This window comes from Bradyrhizobium sp. S3.3.6, from assembly GCF_040546905.1.
Lineage (GTDB): Bacteria > Pseudomonadota > Alphaproteobacteria > Rhizobiales > Xanthobacteraceae > Bradyrhizobium > Bradyrhizobium cytisi.
The window spans coordinates 93,943-110,660 of the sequence record NZ_JBEPOT010000003.1 but is presented as its reverse complement, the minus strand read 5'-3'; the positions used below and the strand labels follow the sequence as shown (position 1 = coordinate 110,660).

Genomic DNA, 16,718 nt, shown 5'->3' with positions numbered 1-16,718 from the left:
GTCAGTCGTCCGTTTCGCTTGCCTCGTACAGCGCCTCGCGACCGATTCGGTCGAGGCAGAGCTCGGCCGTCCAGGGCAGCATCAGCGAGCCGCAGCGGCTGTCGCGATAGATGCGCTCCAGCGGCAGCGAGCGGAGCATCGCCTGTCCCCCGCAGGTGCGGATCGCGAGCGTGGCGAGCTCATTGGCGCCTTCCATCACCGAATATTGCGCGGCGTAGGCCCGCAGCACCTGCTCCTTGCTCGGATTAGCGCGCGCGTCGGTAACGGCCTGGAACCAGATCGCCTTGATCTGCTCCAGCTTGATTTGCATCTGCGCGACCGCGATCTGCTTGGTCGGGTACATCCGGCGCTTGACCGGAGGCATGCCCGGCACCTCGCCGCGCAAATAGCGCACCGTGAAATCGTAAGAGGCTTGCGCGAGCCCCATATAGGTGGGCGACAGCGTCAGGAACATATGCGGCCAGCGCATCGCCGCCTGAAAGTAGACGCCGCGCGGCATTAGCGCAGAATCTTCCGGCACGAAGACGTCCTTGAACAGCAGCGTTCGCGAGACTGTGCCGCGCATACCGAGCGGATCCCAGTCGCCGACGACGGAAACGCCTTGCGATTTCGCTGGGATCGCGAGGTAAAGCGTATTGCGGCGCGAGGCCTTTTCGCCTTCCTCGATCTCCGTGCAGAGCACGCCGTAATAGTCGGCGTGGCCGGACAGCGATGCAAAGATCTTCTTGCCGTTGACGATCCAGCCGCCTTCGACAGGCTTTGCTTGCGTGCCGAAGGCAACGCCACCCGCGGCCGCCGCGCCGCCCTCGGAAAAAGGTTGCGAATAGATCGCACCGTCCTCGACGATGCGCTTGTAGTGGACGGCCCGGCGCTTTTCGTGTTCCGCGCGGGTCTCCGCATCCATGTCGAGATCATCAGCCAAAGGCCCCGACCACAGCGTCGAACAGACATGCATGTTCCAGGTCAGCGCGGTCGCGCCGCAATAGCGGCCGATCTCCGCCGCTGCCAAGGCGTAGGTCTGGTAGTTCGCTCCCAGCCCGCCGTGCTTCTTCGGCACGGCGATGCCGAGCAAGCCGACGCGGTGCAGGTCGCGATAATTCTCGGTCGGGAAGACCGCCTCGCGATCGTAGGTGGCCGCACGACCCGCGAACACGCTTTGGCCGATCTCGCGCGCCCGCGCGACGATCCCGGCTTGTTCGTCGCTCAAGCGGAACGCGACGGGATCGAAGATTGGCGCGTCCAACGCGACCTTGTCGCTCGTGCCAATGGTCTTGCTGACTTGCATGGTCATGGCGCAGTCATCCGTGTTTTGCAGCGACGGAATCGACGAAGCTGCCGAGAGCCTTGTCGAAGGCACCAGGCCGCTCAAGGTTTGCGAGATGGCCGACGCCGGGGAGTTCGACATATTCGGCCGCGGGAATATAGGATGCCGTTCTCGCCATCATTGGCGCAGGCGCGTTGTTGTCTTTGGAACCAGACAGCAGCAGCGTCGGCACGAAAATGTCCTTGAGCGTGCTGCGTTGGTCGAACCCGATCAACGCCAGCATCATTGCGCGATAGCTCGCTTCGGGTACACTCCCCATGCACTCGCGCGCAAGCTCCATGCCCTTGGGATCAGGATCGTCGCCGACGAGCTCTTTCACGAGGGACGGTGCCAGCGATTTCATGGTCTCGCCGCGATCGAGTGGACCCAGGCGTGCCGCGATGAACGATTTTTGCCAGTCGCCGTCAGACTTGCCAAAGGCCGGGCTGGTTTGCGCGAGGACGACCGCACGCGCCCGTTTCGGCGATTGCACCAGCCATTTCTGGACGATCATGCCGCCGATCGAATGCCCGACCAGAATGGGGCTTGCCGCCCCGATCTGCTCGATGAATTGCTGGAGTGCATCGGCCAGGGCAGCGATGCTGACGCTGGCGAGTGGCACTGATCCGCCATAGCCCGGCATGTCCCACGCGATCGCGCGGAAACGATTGCTGAATGTGGCAAGCTGCTGCCCCCAGGCCCGCGCCGCGCCGCCAATGCCATGCAGGAAAATCAGGGGCATCGCACCCGGATCGCCCGCAGCTTCATAGGCGAAGCGTCCGTCCCTTGTTATCATTGGCGCAGGCTGCGACACGCGACATCCTTTTGCTTTGCCCGGTGATGCTAACAGGCCTGTGGGGGATGGGAAGAGATAATTTTATACTTAAAGCAATTTTCAGGCCGCTCTCTCGCGCGCGCACACGTTTGCGGCCTCGATCCGCGCTTTCGTTGCAAAACTTTGAAGGTTAAAATATATCGGAGGAACGACAGCAGACCTTGAGGGAGCCCGCGCATGTCCGCATTGCCGCATTCGCCGCACGCGCTGGTGACCGGTGGTGGTCGCGGCATCGGCCGCTCGATCGCTGCGTCCCTTGTCGGCGCTGGTGCCACCGTGACGGTGCTCGGGCGGAACGCGGCTACTCTCGAAGAGGCGGTGAGTGCAGGCGCCGCACATTATGCGGCGGTTGCCGACGTCTCGGACGAAGCTGCACTAAGGGCAGCGATCGCCGCAGCGCATGCGCGAAAGCCGATCGATATCCTGATCGCCAACGCCGGCAGCGCCGAATCCGCGCCGTTTGCGAAATCGGACAGCGCCCTTTTTGCGCGCATGATGGACGTCAATTTCATGGGGGTTGTTCATGCTGTCCGCGCAGTGTTGCCGGGGATGAAGGATCGCCCCTACGGGCGCATCGTCGCGATTGCATCGACGGCCGGGCTCAAGGGCTACGCTTACGTGAGCGCGTACACGGCGGCGAAGCACGCCGTGGTCGGTCTCGTGCGTTCTCTTGCACTGGAGATGGCCGGTAGCAACGTGACCGTGAATGCGGTCTGCCCCGGCTTCACTGACACCGATCTGGTCGCCGGCAGCATCGACAACATCATGAAAAAGACCGGGCGGACTCGCGAGCAGGCAATTGCCGAACTCGCGAAGCACAATCCGCAGGGACGTCTGATCACGCCTCAGGAAGTGGCCAATACCGTGCTGTGGTTGTGCAGTGAGAACGCTGGTGCGATCACCGGGCAGGCGATTGCGGTCGCCGGTGGCGAAATCTAGCGTGCGTGGCCGCGGCGCGGAACAAGGAAACTAAGGAGATCGCATGAGTAGACCAGCCAATCCCGTCACCGTGCCGCTCGCAGACTATTCGCCGCAACATTTCCTGCTGGCCGCGGTCGACGGCGTTGCCACCGTGACGCTCAACCGTCCGGAACGAAAGAATCCGCTGACGTTCGAGAGCTACCGCGAGCTGACCGACTTCTTCCGTGCATGCGCGTTCGACGACGCGGTCAAGTCGATCGTCGTCACCGGTGCCGGCGGCAATTTCTCGTCCGGCGGCGACGTGTTCGAGATCATCGGCCCGCTGGTGAAGATGGACACCAAGGGGCTGACGGCGTTCACGCGGATGACCGGCGATCTCGTCAAGGCGATGCGGGCCTGCCCGCAGCCGATCGTGGCCGCGGTCGAGGGCATCTGCGCCGGTGCCGGCGCGATCATCGCCATGGCGTCCGACATGCGGCTCGCCGCGAGTGGGGCCAAGGTCGCATTCCTGTTCAACAAGGTGGGCCTTGGCGGCTGTGACATGGGCGCATGCGCGATCCTGCCGCGGATCATCGGTCAGTCCCGCGCCTCCGAGCTTCTGTACACCGGCCGGTTCATGACCGCGGAGGAGGGCGAGCGCTGGGGCTTCTTCAGCCGCATCGTCACGCCGGACCAGGTGCTGGCCCAGGCGCAACTGCTGGCAAAGCAGATCGCGGAAGGGCCGACGTTCGGCAACACCATGACCAAGCGGATGCTGGCCATGGAATGGGCGATGTCGGTGGAGGAAGCGATCGAAGCGGAGGCCGTTGCCCAAGCCCTGTGCATGACGACGGCTGATTTCGAGCGCGCTTTCGAGGCCTTCGCCAACAAGGTCAAGCCGGTCTTCAGGGGCGACTGAGCGGCCTTTTCCTGGAATGGGGGACTTGCCAGAAATTATTTTAGGCTTAAAATAGTTTTCATGACCGGGTGAATTGGCGAGGCTCCCATGAAAGTCGCGATCATCGGTGGCGGACCTGCGGGTCTTTACGCTGCAATCCTGCTCAAGAAGCAGCGGCCAAGCGCCGATATCACCGTGTATGAGCGCAACCGCGCCGACGACACGTTCGGCTTCGGCGTGGTATTCTCGGACGCCACGCTCGACAATTTCGAAAAGCACGATCTTCCGAGCTACCGCCGCATCACCCAGGAGTTCGCCTATTGGGACGATATCGCCGTGCATTTTCGCGGCACGGTGCATCGGGTCGGAGGTAACGGCTTTTGCGGCTGCTCGCGGCAAAAATTGTTGCTGATCCTGCAGGAGCGTGCGCGCGAGCTCGGTGTCAGCCTCCATTTCGAAGTGGATATCGATGACGAGTCGCGCTTCGCCGGTGCCGATCTTGTTTTGTTTGCAGACGGGATCAACAGCCGTTTTCGGGAGAAGCACGTCGATCACTTCGAGCCGGAAGTCGACCTCCGCACTAACAAGTTTGCCTGGATGGGCTCGACCAGGCCGCTCGATGCCTTCACCTTCATCTTTCAGGAGACGGAGTGGGGACCTTTCATCGCCCACGCCTACCAATATGAAGCCGGTCACTCGACCTGGATTTTCGAGACCGATCCGGAGACGTTCGAGCGCGCGGGCCTGTCGGGACTGAATGAGACCCAGTCCGCTGCACGGATGGCCGACATCTTCGGCTGGTTCCTCGATGGGCACAAGCTGCTTACCAACCGCTCGATGTGGCGTAATTTCCCGATGATCCGCAGCAAGCGTTGGGTCAAGGACAACATGGTGCTGCTCGGGGACGCCAAGGCGACCGCGCATTTCTCGATCGGATCTGGCACCAAGCTCGCGATGGAAGATGCGATCGCGTTGGCTGACGCCATGGCAAAGGCACCCGACATCCAAGCTGCACTGGATGTCTATGAGCACGGTCGCCGCGAAGAGGTCGAGAAGACCCAGCACGCGGCTGATGTCTCGCTGGTCTGGTTCGAGCATGTCGACCGCTTCTGGGATTTCGATCCCGTGCAGTTCGCTTTCGGCGTAATGACGCGCTCGAAGGCGATCACCTATGACAATCTGAAGCTCCGCGCGCCCGATTTCGTCGCCGAAGTCGAGAAGTCATTCGCCAGGCAGGTGCGCAGCAAAGGCTTCGACGTCAGCACCGACAAGCCGATGGTGCCGCTGTTCCAGCCGTTTCGACTTCGCGAGATGGAGATAGCCAACCGTGCCGTGATGTCGCCGATGTGCATGTATTCGGCGAAGGAGGGCGTCCCCGGTGATTTCCACCTCGTGCACTACGGCTCGCGCGCAATCGGTGGCGCTGGCCTGATCTTCACCGAGATGACCTGCGTCAGCCGCGATGCGCGAATCACACCCGGCTGCGCCGGATTGTGGAATGACGAGCAGGAGACGGCGTGGCGGCACATCGTGGATTTCGTCCACGGCAACTCGGCTGCAAAAATCTGCCTGCAACTCGGGCACTCCGGCCGCAAGGGGGCGACCAGACTTATGTGGGACGGCATGGACCGCCCGCTGGACGAAGGCGGCTGGGACGTGGTTTCGGCATCGCCGCTGCCTTACTTTCCCGACAGCCAGGTGCCGCGCGAGCTTGACCGCGCCGGCATGAACGCGGTGAGAGATTCGTTTGTCGCGGCGGCCGCGCGCGGCGAGCGCTGTGGCTTCGACATGCTCGAATTGCACTGCGCGCACGGCTATCTGCTAGCGAGCTTCATCTCGCCGCTGACGAACAGCCGTACGGACGAATATGGCGGTTCGCTCGAAAACCGGCTGCGCTTCCCGCTTGAGATATTTGAGGCCCTGCGGGCTTCGTGGCCGAAGCACAAGCCGATGTCGGTGCGCATTTCCGCGACCGATTGGGCGGATGGCGGCATCACCGGCGATGATGCGGTGGCCATTGCGCGTGCGTTCGCCGAGGCCGGTGTCGATCTGGTCGACGTCTCGACGGGCCAGACGGTTCGCGATGGGCAGCCGGTCTATGGCCGCATGTTCCAGACGCCGTTCTCTGACCAGGTCCGCAATGAGGCGCGTGTGGCGACCATGTGCGTCGGCAACATCACGACCGCGGACCAGGCCAACACCATTTTGGCCGCCGGCCGGGCTGACCTCGTCGCGCTCGGGCGGCCGCATCTGGTCGACCCATTCTTCACCATGAAGGCGGCGGCCTGGTACGGGGCGAATGATGCGTTCTGCCCGCCGCAATACCTGCCCGGAAAAGATCAGATTTTCCGCAACAGCGTGCGCGACCGACAGGATCTCGAGGAGCTGAGAATTAAGGCTAAGCCCAAGACCCGGGCTGAGCTCAAGGCGGAGGCGACAAAGCCGCTTGCGGCGGAGTGACCGCCCGTGCGACGTTAACCTCGTTGCCTGTGTATTGAGTGGAGTTAAGGGCGATGAAGGCGATTATCGTCGGCGGCGGTATCGGTGGTCTCACGACGGCATTGATGCTGCGGGCCCGCGGCATCGGCTGCGAGATTTTCGAGCAGTCCGATACGATCCGCGAGCTCGGCGTCGGTATCAACACGCTGCCGCACGCCATGCGTGAGCTTGCCAGCCTCGGCCTGCTGCAGAAGCTCGACGACGTCGCGATCCGGACCGACCAGCTCTACTACCTCAACCGCCATGGCCAGGAGGTCTGGCGCGAAGCCCGCGGCGTGGACGCCGGTCACGACGTGCCGCAGTTCTCGATCCATCGCGGCCGCCTCCAGGGCGTCATCCATCGCGCTGTCGAAGAGCGGCTTGGAGTGGATGCAATCCACACCGGCTGCCGGCTTGGCGCCTTCACGCAGGACGAGGGCGGCGTCACCGCTTACTTCTTCGATCGCACTGGTTCGCATGTCCATACCGCGCGCGGCGATATTCTGATTGGCGCCGATGGCATCCATTCGCGTGTCCGCGACACGCTATTCCCGAACGAGGGGCCGCCGTGCTGGAACGGCCTGATGCTGTGGCGCGGCGCGCGCGACTGGCCGCTGTTCCTCACCGGCAAGTCGATGATCGTCGCCGGTGGCCTCAACGCCAAGGTGGTGATCTATCCGATCGCGGAGGGATCGAGCCCGGCTAGCCGTCTCACCAATTGGGCGGTGCTGGTGAAAGTAGGCGAGGGCAACGCGCCGCCGCCGCGGAAGGAAGACTGGTCACGCCCGGGCCGGCGCGAGGAGCTGATGCCGCATGTCGCGCGCTTCTCGGTGCCCTATATCGACGTGAAGAGCCTGATTTCGGCGACGCCGGAGTTTTACGAATATCCCACCTGTGATCGCGATCCGTTGCCCTATTGGTCGTCCGGGCGTGTCACCCTGCTCGGTGATGCCGCACATCCGATGTATCCGGTTGGCTCCAATGGCGCTTCGCAGGCGATCCTCGATGCGCGCTGTCTTGCGGACGCGCTGGTGCGCGCCGAGCATCCGCGTCAAGCGCTGATGGAATATGAGAAGAAGCGCTTGCCGATGACGGCGGACATCGTCCGCTCCAACCGCCGCGGCGGCCCCGAGGGCGTCATCGACGCCGTCGAGCAGCTCGCGCCCGACGGTTTCGACAATGTCGACAATGTGCTGAGCTATTCTCAGCGCGAGGCGATCGTGCGCGGCTACGCCACCAAGGCCGGATTCGCCGCGGTGCCGGGACTCGCGGCGGTGCGCGCTTGATGTGAGCTGAAGGCCGATGAATGATCATCGGCCTCCAATTTTGATTGAGCACGACCCTTTCGGAAAACCGCTGCGCACTTTTCCGGGGTCATGCCGCTAGCCCGCGCCGGGAGGCGGCGGCAGGAAGTGGATGTTGAACTCGGCGGCCATCGCCACAACATCCTCCGGCTTCTGTTCCTTCATGTTGTGAAGGCCCCAGAACAGGTCGAACAGCTTTTTGGTCGGCGAGACCCAGAACAGCACTTTTGCGGTCTGGTCCGACTTGTTGAAGATGCCGTGCGGCACGCCCATGCCGAGCCGGATCAGATCGCCGGGGGTTGCCTGCGCTTCCGAATTGCCGAGCATGAAGTCGAGCTTGCCCTCCAGCATGTAGAGATATTCGTCCTGATCCGGATGAATGTGCGGCGGCACGAACGTGCCCGGCGGTAGCGTGGCGTGCCAGGAGAAACTGTTCTCGGTGTTGCTCTTCGGCACATAGGTCTGGCCAAGGATGTTCCAGGAAATGCCCTGGATTCCCTCGTTGGCCCGCGTGATGCCGGTGATTTCGCTCTTCATTGCAGTCCTCCCTTAACGCGCCGCGCCGCCTTAGTTCGCCTTGCAGTCCTTGGCATAGCGGTCGCCGTAATTCTCGAAAACCTTCTGGACGATCTCGGTCTGGAATTTTCCGTCCGGACGCTTGGCAACCTTGGTCAGGTAAAAATCCTGGATCGGATAGCCGTTGGTGTTGAACTTGAACGAACCACGCAACGACGTGAAGTCCGCCTTCTTCAGGGCTGCGGCAACGGCGTCCTTGTTGGAGAGGTCGCCCTTCACACCCTTGACCGCACTGTCAATCAGCATTGCGGCATCATAGGCCTGGAAGGCGTAGGTGCCGGGCACGCCGCTGTAGGCGGCCTCATAGGCGGCAACGAACTTCTTGTTCTGGGGATTATCGAGATTGGGTGCCCAGTTTGCGCCGCCGAACATGCCGACGGCCGCGTCTTGCTGTGCCGGCAGGGTCGATTCATCGACCGTGAAGGCTGAGAGAACCGGAATGCTGTCGGCGAGACCGGCCTGCTTGTACTGCTTGACCAAGTTGACGCCGAGGCCGCCCGGCATAAACGTGAACAGCGCATCGGGCTTCTGCGCCGAAATCTTGGAAAGCTCCGGCTGGAAGTCCAGCGTGTTGAGCGGCATGTAGGACTCTTCGACGATCTCGCCCTTGTAGTCGAGCTTGAAGCCGGCGACCGAGTCCTTGCCGGCCTGATAGTTCGGCACCATGAGATACATCCGCTTGTAGCCGCGATCCTGCGCCACCTTGCCGAGGATCTCGTGGACCTGATCGTTCTGGTACGACGTCACATAGAAGAACGGGTTGCAGTCCTTGCCGGCAAATGTCGACGGGCCGGCATTGGGGCTGATCAGGAAGGTCTTCGATTCCGTGACCGGCCGGTGGATAGCCTGGAGGATGTTGGAGAAGATCGGCCCGACTACGAAATCGACCTTGTCGCGTTCGAGTAGCCCCTTGACCTTCGTCACCGCCACGTCGGGCTTCAACTCGTCGTCGACCACGACGACCTCGACATCGCGGCCACCCATCTTGCCGCCGAGATCCTTCACCGCGAGCGCAAAGCCGTCGCGGACTTGCTGGCCGAGCGCGGCGGCGGGCCCCGATAGGGTTACAATCACGCCCACCTTGAGCTTCTCCTGGGCGAGGGCAGGACTCATCGCGGTGCCGAGCAGCAAGGCAGTTGCGGCCAAGGTCAGTTGCGTCTTCATGATCCGTCCCCCGTGTCGATCGGGCCTGCACAGCAAGCCGCGTACACCGATCCAAGCTTATGCCGATGACGGCGCTCGCGGCAAGCCAAGCTCAAGGCGCCACCATCGTGTGGGCAACGGTGCATGCAAGCGGCGCGCCAATTATTTGAAGCCTAAAGAAATTGGCGTGCGGTCGATTGTTGCAGCTTTGGGCTTGCGGTCGGCATCGATTTATTTGAAGCTCAAAACGTTGGGAATCCGGTGCCGGCGCGAATGCCGGCCGTGAGTGATTGCATCGAGATGCTCGATTCCGAGACCAAGGCCGTCGAAACGCCGGAGGACCATGCCGAAGAGCTTCGGCTGTGGTTGCGCCTGCTCACCTGCACGACCTTGATCGAGGGAGAAGTTCGCGGCCGGCTGCGGCAGCGCTTCGATGTTACGCTGCCGCGTTTTGATCTGATGGCGCAGCTCGACAAGGCGCCCGATGGCATGACGCTGTCGGACGTCTCCAAGCGCATGATGGTGTCCAACGGCAACGTCACTGGCCTCGTCGAGCGCCTGGTGGAATCCGGTCATCTCGACCGCCGCACCTCGGAGACCGACCGCCGCGTCCAGGTGATCCGCCTCACGAAACTCGGCCGTGCCGAGTTTCGCAGAATGGCCTCGGAACACGAAATCTGGATCGCCGATCTCTTTGGCGATTTGACGCCGAAGGATGTGCGCGAGCTGATGCGGTTGCTGGCCAAAACCAAGGCGTCGGCGCACAAATCAGCCGCGCGTCACCGGCCCTAAGCAGGGCCGACGCGCCCGTTAATCCCATCTTGCCGCACGAAAATGCAGGGGATGCCTAAATCCGCTATTGCGCCAAATTGTTTTAAGCCTAAAATGTTTGCCGAGTTAGTGCTGCCGGGTGCTTTCCATGCGCAAAGGAGCGTGCGATGGCCAACGCCGCCAAGGTTCAAGTCTCGGGCTCGCATAACGGCAACGCTGCGACGGCCCATGTCGACACATTCGCGCGGCAGCATCTGCCGCCCCCTGAGCTCTGGCCGGAGTTCATCTTCACGCGGCCAGAGCTGCGCTATCCGTCACGATTGAATTGCGTCAGCTATTTCCTCGATCGCTGGGTCGAGCAGGGGCACGGTGACGCACCTTGCGTCATCAGTCCCGCTGTCAGCTACACCTATCGCGAACTGCAGGCGCTGGTGAACCGCATCGCCAACGTGCTGGTCGGCAAGCTTGGTCTTGTCACCGGTGGGCGCGTGCTGTTGCGTTCCGCCAACAGCCCAATGATGGTTGCGACCTATCTCGCGGTCATCAAGGCCGGCGGCATTTGCGTGGCGACGATGCCGTTGCTGCGCGCCAAGGAGCTGTCCTATCCGATCCAGAAGGCGGAGATCACGCTCGCGCTCTGCGACGGAAAACTCTCTGATGAGATGGAGAAGGCGAAGCTGGCTGCGCCCGGTCTCAAGCACGTGGTCTATTGGGGCAATGGCGCGGCCGACTCGCTCGAGGCGCTGATTGCGGATGCAAGTCCGGAGTTCAGGGCGGTCGATACCGCCTCTGACGACATCTGCCTGATCGCCTTCACGTCGGGAACGACCGGCGATCCCAAGGGCACCATGCATTTCCATCGGGACATGCTGGCGGTGTGTGACGGCTACGCACGCAACATTTTGCGGGCCGAGCAGAAAGACCGTTTCGTCGGCTCGGCACCGCTTGCCTTCACTTTTGGCTTCGGCGGCGTGCTGTTCCCCATGCACATCGGCGCTTCCTTCGTCGTGCTGGAGAAGACGACTCCTGATGATATCCTCTCAGCTGTCGAGCAGTACAAGACCACCGTCTGCTTTACGGCGCCGACCGCGTATCGCGCCATGATCGGCAAGCTTCCAGGCCGTGACATTTCCTCTCTGCGAAAATGCGTCTCCGCGGGCGAGACGCTGCCCAAGCCGACATTCGATGCCTGGCTGAAGGCCACCGGCATCAAGCTGATGGACGGGATTGGCTCGACTGAGCTGCTGCACATCTTCATCAGCGCGAGCGAGGACGAAATTCGTCCCGGCGCGACCGGCAAGCCCGTACCCGGCTATGAAGCGAAGATCGTCGACGATGACGGCAATGAGTTGCCGCCGGGCACGATGGGGAAGCTCGCGGTGCGAGGACCGACCGGCTGCCGTTATCTCGCCGACGAGCGGCAGCGGAAATACGTCCAGAACGGCTGGAACATCACCGGCGACACCTATCTGATGGATAGCGACGGCTACTTCTGGTACCAGTCGCGCTCGGACGACATGATCGTGTCATCCGGGTACAATATCGCAGGCACGGATGTGGAAGCAGCGCTGCTCACGCATCCGTCGGTTGCCGAGTGTGGCGTCGTTGGTGCGCCGGACGAGGCGCGCGGGATGATTGTAAAGGCCTATGTCATTGTCGCAGCCGGCGTGACGCCGGATGCAAAGCTCGCAGCCGAGTTGCAGGAGCACGTCAAACGCGAGATCGCGCCGTACAAATATCCGCGCGCAATTGAGTTCGTGACCCAACTGCCGAAGACCGAGACCGGGAAATTGAAGCGCTTTGCTTTGCGGCAATTGGCGCAGGCGGCGGCGACGTCTTCGGGCGTCGCGGCAGAATGAGATGAGGATCAAGATTTGTCCGTGATGACGCCGAAAGGCCCACAACTCGCGGTGCTGCCAGGTGCCGCCGAGGACGACACCAGCCCTGGGGCACAGGTGCTCCAGCCGTCCGGCTGGCTGATGCCGAAGGGCTATGCCAACGGCATGGCTGCCGAAGGGCGTATCGTCGTCACCGGAGGCGTGATCGGCTGGGACGCCGAGGAGCGTCTCGCGGACGGCTTTGTCGCGCAGGTGCGCCAGACCCTGAGCAACATTGCGGAGATCCTTGGCGAAGCCGGCGCGCGGCCCGAGCACCTCGTGCGCCTGACCTGGTACGTCGTCGATATGGACGAATACCTGACGAACCTGAAGGAGCTCGGCAAGATCTACCGTACCGTCTTCGGTGCGCACTATCCCGCGATGGCGCTTGTCCAGGTCGTCCGCCTTGTCGAGAAGGCGGCGCGCGTCGAGATCGAAGCCACCGCCGTCATTCCACGCTGAACTACGCTCAGCTCGCTTTGGTGAGATCGTCGTCCTCGGGTGAGTTCAGATAGACGTCGGACATGGTGTCGACCCAGCGTAGAGTTAGTCCTTCGGCTCCGAATTCGGCGTCAGGTCGGAGGAGCGGAATGGTTTGGCCTTGTCGAGCTTGCGATAGGCCGTCGAAGCCGTTCGCAACAGCTTCTTTTCTCGCTTGCGATCGAGAAAGCGAATGCCGGCCTCGGGAACGGCCTCGTTCAACGACGCGGCCAGCGTTTGACCGCGCGCATCATCATTTAACTGTCCAAGCGACTTTTGCGCCCTGCGCAATTGCTTGAGGATCGACTTCTGCTTCATCAGCGAGTCGTCAGCAAACAAGTCCTGCAGCGACTCGATCGAATAGGTCAGTCGCTTGTTGAGAATCCGCAGCTTGTGCCGTTTCTCGACGTCGAGCTTGCGCAGCTTCCTGGCCTTCCTGAGCAGCGTCTTCTCCCATTCGGTCAGTTGCTCCGTCGCGTGGTCGGCGAGCGGGCAGCGGCGCAGCCTGATGGCCTCCTTGCTGGGCCTGGTCGACCAGGGGCCGCTCTCGATCCAGCTCGATGTCTGTTCGACCAGACGACGATATCGCGCCGACTGCAGCGCGCGGGCCAAGAGGCGATGGCTTTCGGCCCGCTTCTCGTCCCAGTGCTGGAGCTCGGCGATCACCGCGAGCTCGTCGCCGGTCTCGGCGACGACGCGTTCGATGGCGACGTCGAGGTCCCGCACCATGCCAAGCTGGCTGTTCAGCCATTTCAACTCGGCCCAGACTTTGGGGCGCAGCGCATCGTCGACCATGGGCGAAAAGAAGCGAATGGCGGTCCGCAGATGGGTCAGCGCGATTCGTATCTGATGCAACGCCTCCGGATCGCCACGACAGGTCCCGTCATGCTGGGCGAGGACGGCGGCGAGGTGACGGCGGGCGATGATCCGAAAGGCGGTGTCGCAGGCCATGCCGGGGCTGAGGCGACCGGGCAGCGTATTCCGGCTCGCGGCCGGCCTGGCGCGGGCGGTCGCCGTCGAGTTCGTGGTGGGTCGCGCCATCCTAGCCCGCGCCAATCAGATTGCCCTATCTGCCCTTAGCGATTGCGTCCCGGCAGCTCTGGAGCGTCTGCGCTGGTGTCCCGGATGCATCGATGGTCGCCCAACCGATGTGGCCGATATTATAGTGCTCTTGCAACGCCGCAACCTCTTGCGTCGCATCGGATGCGTCGCCGCGGCGACCGCCGATGCGGGCCTGCCGGGTCGCCAGATCCGCGACGAGGAAGAGGCCGGTGAGAGGCACGTTACAATCCCGAGCCAGTGTGGCGAAGGCGTCTCGCTCGACATCGCGGGCAAACACGCCATCGACGATCGCGGAATGGCTTTGGGTCAGCACACGCCGGGCATGCGCGGCCAACGTCCCGTAGACCCGCGCTGCGAGCTCGGGCGTGTATGCGGATGGCGGCAGCCGCTCCGTGTCGGCGACACCAAACATCTGCTTGCGAATGACGTCGCTGCGCAGCACGACGGCGCCCGGCTGCGGAGCGACGGTCGGCGCGAGCGCGCGTGCTAAAACTGTCTTGCCGGTGCCGGATAGTCCACCCACCGCGATCAAACGGGGCGCGGGAGGCTGGATCAGCGCCCGGGCAAGGTCGAAATTGCGGCGCGCCTCGTCGAGAATGCCGGCATCGTCGGAATGCGGAGACTTCAGCCGCGCCAGCGCCACCTGGGCCCGGATCGCGGCGCGAACCGACATGAATAGCGGCAGTGCGCCGAGGGCGTCGAGGTTTTCCAGCGGCGTCGCGGCAAGATACCGGTTCAGAACGGTGTTGGCTGCCAGCGGCTGATTGTGGCGCAGCAGATCCATCAGGGTGAAGGCGAGGTCGTAGAGCACGTCGACAGTCGCCATCTGCGCGTCGAACTCGATGGCGTCGAACAGCACGGGCTGCTGCCCGATCAGCACGATATTCGCAAGATGCAGATCGCCGTGGCAGCGGCGCACAAAACCCTGGCGGCCGCGTTCTTCAAGCAAGGGACGGGCGCGCGTGAATGCCACGTGCGAGACTTGTGCAAGCTGCTCTATCGCCGCGGCCGGGAAATGATTGCCGCTCCGCAGGCCATTGCTGTTGCCGTCGATCAGGGCGGGGATGGAGGACGTCCAGGCCTTGCCGTCAGCGCGCGTCGCCGCAGCATGCGAAGCTGTGATCGCGTCGGCGACGGCCGACGCAAAGTCCGCATCGAACTGTCCGGCCTTCGCCAGATGATCCAGCGTCCGGCTCTCGTCGAAACGTGACATGTCGACGGCATATTCGATCGGGCGGCCGCGGCCGTCGACCTTCACTGATCCGTCCGGCTCTTCTGTAATGGCCACGACGCGATGATAGATCTGCGGCGCATGCGGCCGGTTGATCCTGACCTCCTCCTCACAGGCTGCCTTGCGTTTCTCGAGTGTCGAATAATCGAGAAACGGATATTTGACCGCCCGCTTGATCTTCAGCGTGCACGTCCCGTCAAGGAAAACTGAAGCCGCGTGCGTGTCGATCCGCTTCACGCCGGGACGTGCAGTCAGTGTCGCGAAGATCCGTTCCTGGGTCGCAGTATTGTCTATCATCCCTGCCGGCTTATTGCAGATGAGGGCGCCAAGCGGTCCGGCCGCAAACCAGGGTAACGCTTAAGTCGGGACGGCGACCAGTCCTTGACTTCCGTCAAGGCCTGTCGTCGGTTGGCGATGCGGAGCTTTCCCGGCTTGAGGAGGATCAAGCGCCCGGACCAAAGGCGGCCCATTTTGGCCGGCAAGGAGAATCCCATGCCTATCAAGGACGTGTTTCTGCCGCTCTTTGGCGAGCCGCGTGCCCCCACGTTGGCCGCGATCGAGAAGTGCATAGCCGTTGCGGCCGATCTCGGTGCCAGGGTGACCGGGCTCGCGCTCGAGGACGATGGTTTTGTTCGGCCGAAAGTGGTGTTTCCTGATGACCCGGAATCCGCCGAACTCAGCGTTGTGCGCGAGGTGGGCGACATGCAGCAGCTCCTGAATGCATTCACCAATGCGGCCTCGCGTGCCGGCATTCGGGCCCAAAGCCGATCGGGGAGGGTCCCGGCGGACCAGATCGCATCGACTCTGGCTGAACATGCGCGCTTCAGTGACCTCACCCTGATTCCAGTGAAGCCGCACGACAGCCGAACCGAAAACATCGTTGAGACCTTCCTGTTCCAATCCGGCCGGCCGCTGCTGCTTTGTCCGGAGCAGCATGTGGAGGCGCTGCGACCGGAATTCGAGAGCGTCGTGATTGCCTGGGACTCTTCGGCCCGCGCCGCGCGTGCGGTCGGCGACGCATTGCCAATCCTACAAGCCGCTGCTGTGGTGCGCGTGATCACGGCGGCAGATGACAAAGACGACGCGATCACGCAATCCGGCACCAGCCTCGTCGATCATCTCAGGGAACACGGGATCTATGCGTCCTTCGAGACCGTGAAGGAAAGCGGCAGCTCGATCGGCAAGGTGCTGGGGAGCTGGGCACAGGCCCACGCCGTCGACGCCATCGTCATGGGCGCCTACCACCATTCGCGTCTGAATGAGGTCGTTTGGGGCGGCGTGACCAAGACCGTCATCGGCCAGCCACCGTGCTGGGTGATGATGTCGCACTAGCGTCCTGAACCGGAAGTTCGCAACATCGCGTCGTGTTCTGCTGGGGCATTATATCGGCAGAAGCGCTCGATGGAAGCAAGGATGTCATCGGCGGACTTGGTCCATCGGAACGGTTTGGCATCGGCGTTGTGTAGGTCGATGAACGATGTGATATCTGCCCTGAAGGCCGCGACGCTGCGATAGACGCCGCGCCTGATCTTCTTATCGGTAAGGGGCGCGAACAAGTGCTCGACTTGGTTGAGCCATGACGAAGCCAGCGATCTTTGGAAGAGCAACAGGTTCACCTGGTTCTAGACGCTGTCGCGGAATTTTGAGACCATGCCCTCAAGCCCGATCTTGCAGGCGAACTTCGCTAAACTTCAGCTCAGTACCCGAAATGGTTTTCTTTAATTCCCCCTTGCGCTGAATCGGGGGTACGCGCCGCAAGTCTCTTATTGAGCTACGGTCCAAGCTACGGCTTGCGACAATGGGCGGCACTGGTCACATCGGAACTCTCCAAAGCGCGTCCCAAATGATAATCTCCGGGGT

General features: G+C 62.5%; 14 protein-coding genes and 1 pseudogene. 8 read left to right on the top strand and 7 right to left on the bottom strand.

The window, feature by feature from the left end; all coding sequences use genetic code 11:
* Position 1 precedes the first annotated feature (1 nt).
* Together ABID59_RS09350 and ABID59_RS09345 are read right to left on the bottom strand one after the other, a co-directional pair.
* Positions 2 to 1,291 carry an acyl-CoA dehydrogenase family protein gene (locus tag ABID59_RS09350; RefSeq protein ID WP_148752675.1) on the bottom strand — a complete coding sequence of 430 codons (1,290 nt, stop codon included), beginning with the start codon at positions 1,289 to 1,291 and terminating at the stop codon, positions 2 to 4.
* A gap of 7 nt (positions 1,292 to 1,298) precedes the next feature.
* A complete protein-coding gene (locus ABID59_RS09345; protein WP_354083198.1) occupies positions 1,299 to 2,117 on the bottom strand; it encodes an alpha/beta fold hydrolase in 819 nt (272 codons plus the stop codon).
* Between the two features lie 198 nt (positions 2,118 to 2,315).
* Between ABID59_RS09345 and ABID59_RS09340 the strand changes: the two genes are divergently transcribed.
* The 4 genes from ABID59_RS09340 to ABID59_RS09325 all read left to right on the top strand — a co-directional run bounded on the left by ABID59_RS09340 (position 2,316) and on the right by ABID59_RS09325 (position 7,700).
* Positions 2,316 to 3,077 carry an SDR family NAD(P)-dependent oxidoreductase gene (locus ABID59_RS09340; protein ID WP_354083197.1) on the top strand — a complete coding sequence of 254 codons (762 nt, stop codon included), beginning with the start codon at positions 2,316 to 2,318 and terminating at the stop codon, positions 3,075 to 3,077.
* A 43-nt stretch (positions 3,078 to 3,120) separates the two neighbouring features.
* Complete coding sequence (locus ABID59_RS09335) at positions 3,121 to 3,957, top strand: enoyl-CoA hydratase family protein (protein ID WP_354083196.1); 837 nt, start codon at positions 3,121 to 3,123, stop codon at positions 3,955 to 3,957.
* Positions 3,958 to 4,044: 87 nt separating this feature from the next.
* A complete protein-coding gene (locus ABID59_RS09330; RefSeq protein WP_354083195.1) occupies positions 4,045 to 6,396 on the top strand; it encodes a bifunctional salicylyl-CoA 5-hydroxylase/oxidoreductase in 2,352 nt (783 codons plus the stop codon).
* Positions 6,397 to 6,449: 53 nt separating this feature from the next.
* Positions 6,450 to 7,700: a flavin-dependent oxidoreductase gene (locus tag ABID59_RS09325; RefSeq protein WP_354083194.1), complete on the top strand. Its 1,251-nt coding sequence runs from the start codon at positions 6,450 to 6,452 to the stop codon at positions 7,698 to 7,700.
* A 96-nt stretch (positions 7,701 to 7,796) separates the two neighbouring features.
* Here ABID59_RS09325 and ABID59_RS09320 read toward each other — a convergent pair whose 3' ends face one another.
* Positions 7,797 to 8,255, bottom strand: a complete 459-nt coding sequence (locus ABID59_RS09320; protein WP_148752669.1) for a cupin domain-containing protein — start codon at positions 8,253 to 8,255, stop codon at positions 7,797 to 7,799.
* Between the two features lie 30 nt (positions 8,256 to 8,285).
* Complete coding sequence (locus ABID59_RS09315; RefSeq protein WP_354083193.1) at positions 8,286 to 9,458, bottom strand: ABC transporter substrate-binding protein; 1,173 nt, start codon at positions 9,456 to 9,458, stop codon at positions 8,286 to 8,288.
* A gap of 252 nt (positions 9,459 to 9,710) precedes the next feature.
* Here ABID59_RS09315 and ABID59_RS09310 point away from each other — a divergent pair, with 252 nt between their 5' ends.
* The 3 genes from ABID59_RS09310 (at position 9,711) to ABID59_RS09300 (ending at position 12,547) form a co-directional block, all read left to right on the top strand.
* Positions 9,711 to 10,229, top strand: a complete 519-nt coding sequence (locus ABID59_RS09310; protein WP_354083192.1) for a MarR family winged helix-turn-helix transcriptional regulator — start codon at positions 9,711 to 9,713, stop codon at positions 10,227 to 10,229.
* A 146-nt stretch (positions 10,230 to 10,375) separates the two neighbouring features.
* Positions 10,376 to 12,067: a benzoate-CoA ligase family protein gene (locus tag ABID59_RS09305; RefSeq protein WP_354083191.1), complete on the top strand. Its 1,692-nt coding sequence runs from the start codon at positions 10,376 to 10,378 to the stop codon at positions 12,065 to 12,067.
* A 21-nt stretch (positions 12,068 to 12,088) separates the two neighbouring features.
* Positions 12,089 to 12,547 carry a RidA family protein gene (locus ABID59_RS09300; protein ID WP_502916787.1) on the top strand — a complete coding sequence of 153 codons (459 nt, stop codon included), beginning with the start codon at positions 12,089 to 12,091 and terminating at the stop codon, positions 12,545 to 12,547.
* Positions 12,548 to 12,631: 84 nt separating this feature from the next.
* On the opposite strand, the gene ABID59_RS09295 is transcribed toward ABID59_RS09300, so the two are convergent.
* Both ABID59_RS09295 and ABID59_RS09290 read right to left on the bottom strand, forming a co-directional pair.
* Positions 12,632 to 13,606, bottom strand: a complete 975-nt coding sequence (locus ABID59_RS09295; protein WP_354083189.1) for a CHAD domain-containing protein — start codon at positions 13,604 to 13,606, stop codon at positions 12,632 to 12,634.
* Positions 13,607 to 13,631: 25 nt separating this feature from the next.
* Complete coding sequence (locus tag ABID59_RS09290; protein ID WP_354083188.1) at positions 13,632 to 15,155, bottom strand: bifunctional aminoglycoside phosphotransferase/ATP-binding protein; 1,524 nt, start codon at positions 15,153 to 15,155, stop codon at positions 13,632 to 13,634.
* 195 nt (positions 15,156 to 15,350) lie between these two features.
* Here ABID59_RS09290 and ABID59_RS09285 point away from each other — a divergent pair, with 195 nt between their 5' ends.
* Positions 15,351 to 16,190 (top strand): universal stress protein, encoded by an 840-nt coding sequence (locus tag ABID59_RS09285; RefSeq protein ID WP_354083187.1) that lies wholly within the window; start codon positions 15,351 to 15,353, stop codon positions 16,188 to 16,190.
* Here ABID59_RS09285 and ABID59_RS09280 read toward each other — a convergent pair.
* Positions 16,187 to 16,444, bottom strand: a pseudogene (locus ABID59_RS09280) (IS630 family transposase); the annotation flags it as partial. The gene ABID59_RS09285 and the pseudogene ABID59_RS09280 sit on opposite strands and share 4 nt — an antisense overlap.
* Between the last annotated feature and the right edge of the window lie 274 nt (positions 16,445 to 16,718).

Coding starts and splice junctions, on each gene's coding strand:
- ABID59_RS09335 (WP_354083196.1), top strand. CDS start 3,121: ATGAGTAGACCAGCCAATCCCGTCACCGTGCCGCTCGCAGACTATTCG.
- ABID59_RS09310 (WP_354083192.1), top strand. CDS start 9,711: ATGCCGGCCGTGAGTGATTGCATCGAGATGCTCGATTCCGAGACCAAG.
- ABID59_RS09330 (WP_354083195.1), top strand. CDS start 4,045: ATGAAAGTCGCGATCATCGGTGGCGGACCTGCGGGTCTTTACGCTGCA.
- ABID59_RS09305 (WP_354083191.1), top strand. CDS start 10,376: ATGGCCAACGCCGCCAAGGTTCAAGTCTCGGGCTCGCATAACGGCAAC.
- ABID59_RS09285 (WP_354083187.1), top strand. CDS start 15,351: ATGCCTATCAAGGACGTGTTTCTGCCGCTCTTTGGCGAGCCGCGTGCC.
- ABID59_RS09315 (WP_354083193.1), bottom strand. CDS start 9,458: ATGAAGACGCAACTGACCTTGGCCGCAACTGCCTTGCTGCTCGGCACC.
- ABID59_RS09295 (WP_354083189.1), bottom strand. CDS start 13,606: ATGGCGCGACCCACCACGAACTCGACGGCGACCGCCCGCGCCAGGCCG.
- ABID59_RS09325 (WP_354083194.1), top strand. CDS start 6,450: ATGAAGGCGATTATCGTCGGCGGCGGTATCGGTGGTCTCACGACGGCA.
- ABID59_RS09340 (WP_354083197.1), top strand. CDS start 2,316: ATGTCCGCATTGCCGCATTCGCCGCACGCGCTGGTGACCGGTGGTGGT.
- ABID59_RS09290 (WP_354083188.1), bottom strand. CDS start 15,155: ATGATAGACAATACTGCGACCCAGGAACGGATCTTCGCGACACTGACT.
- ABID59_RS09320 (WP_148752669.1), bottom strand. CDS start 8,255: ATGAAGAGCGAAATCACCGGCATCACGCGGGCCAACGAGGGAATCCAG.
- ABID59_RS09350 (WP_148752675.1), bottom strand. CDS start 1,291: ATGACCATGCAAGTCAGCAAGACCATTGGCACGAGCGACAAGGTCGCG.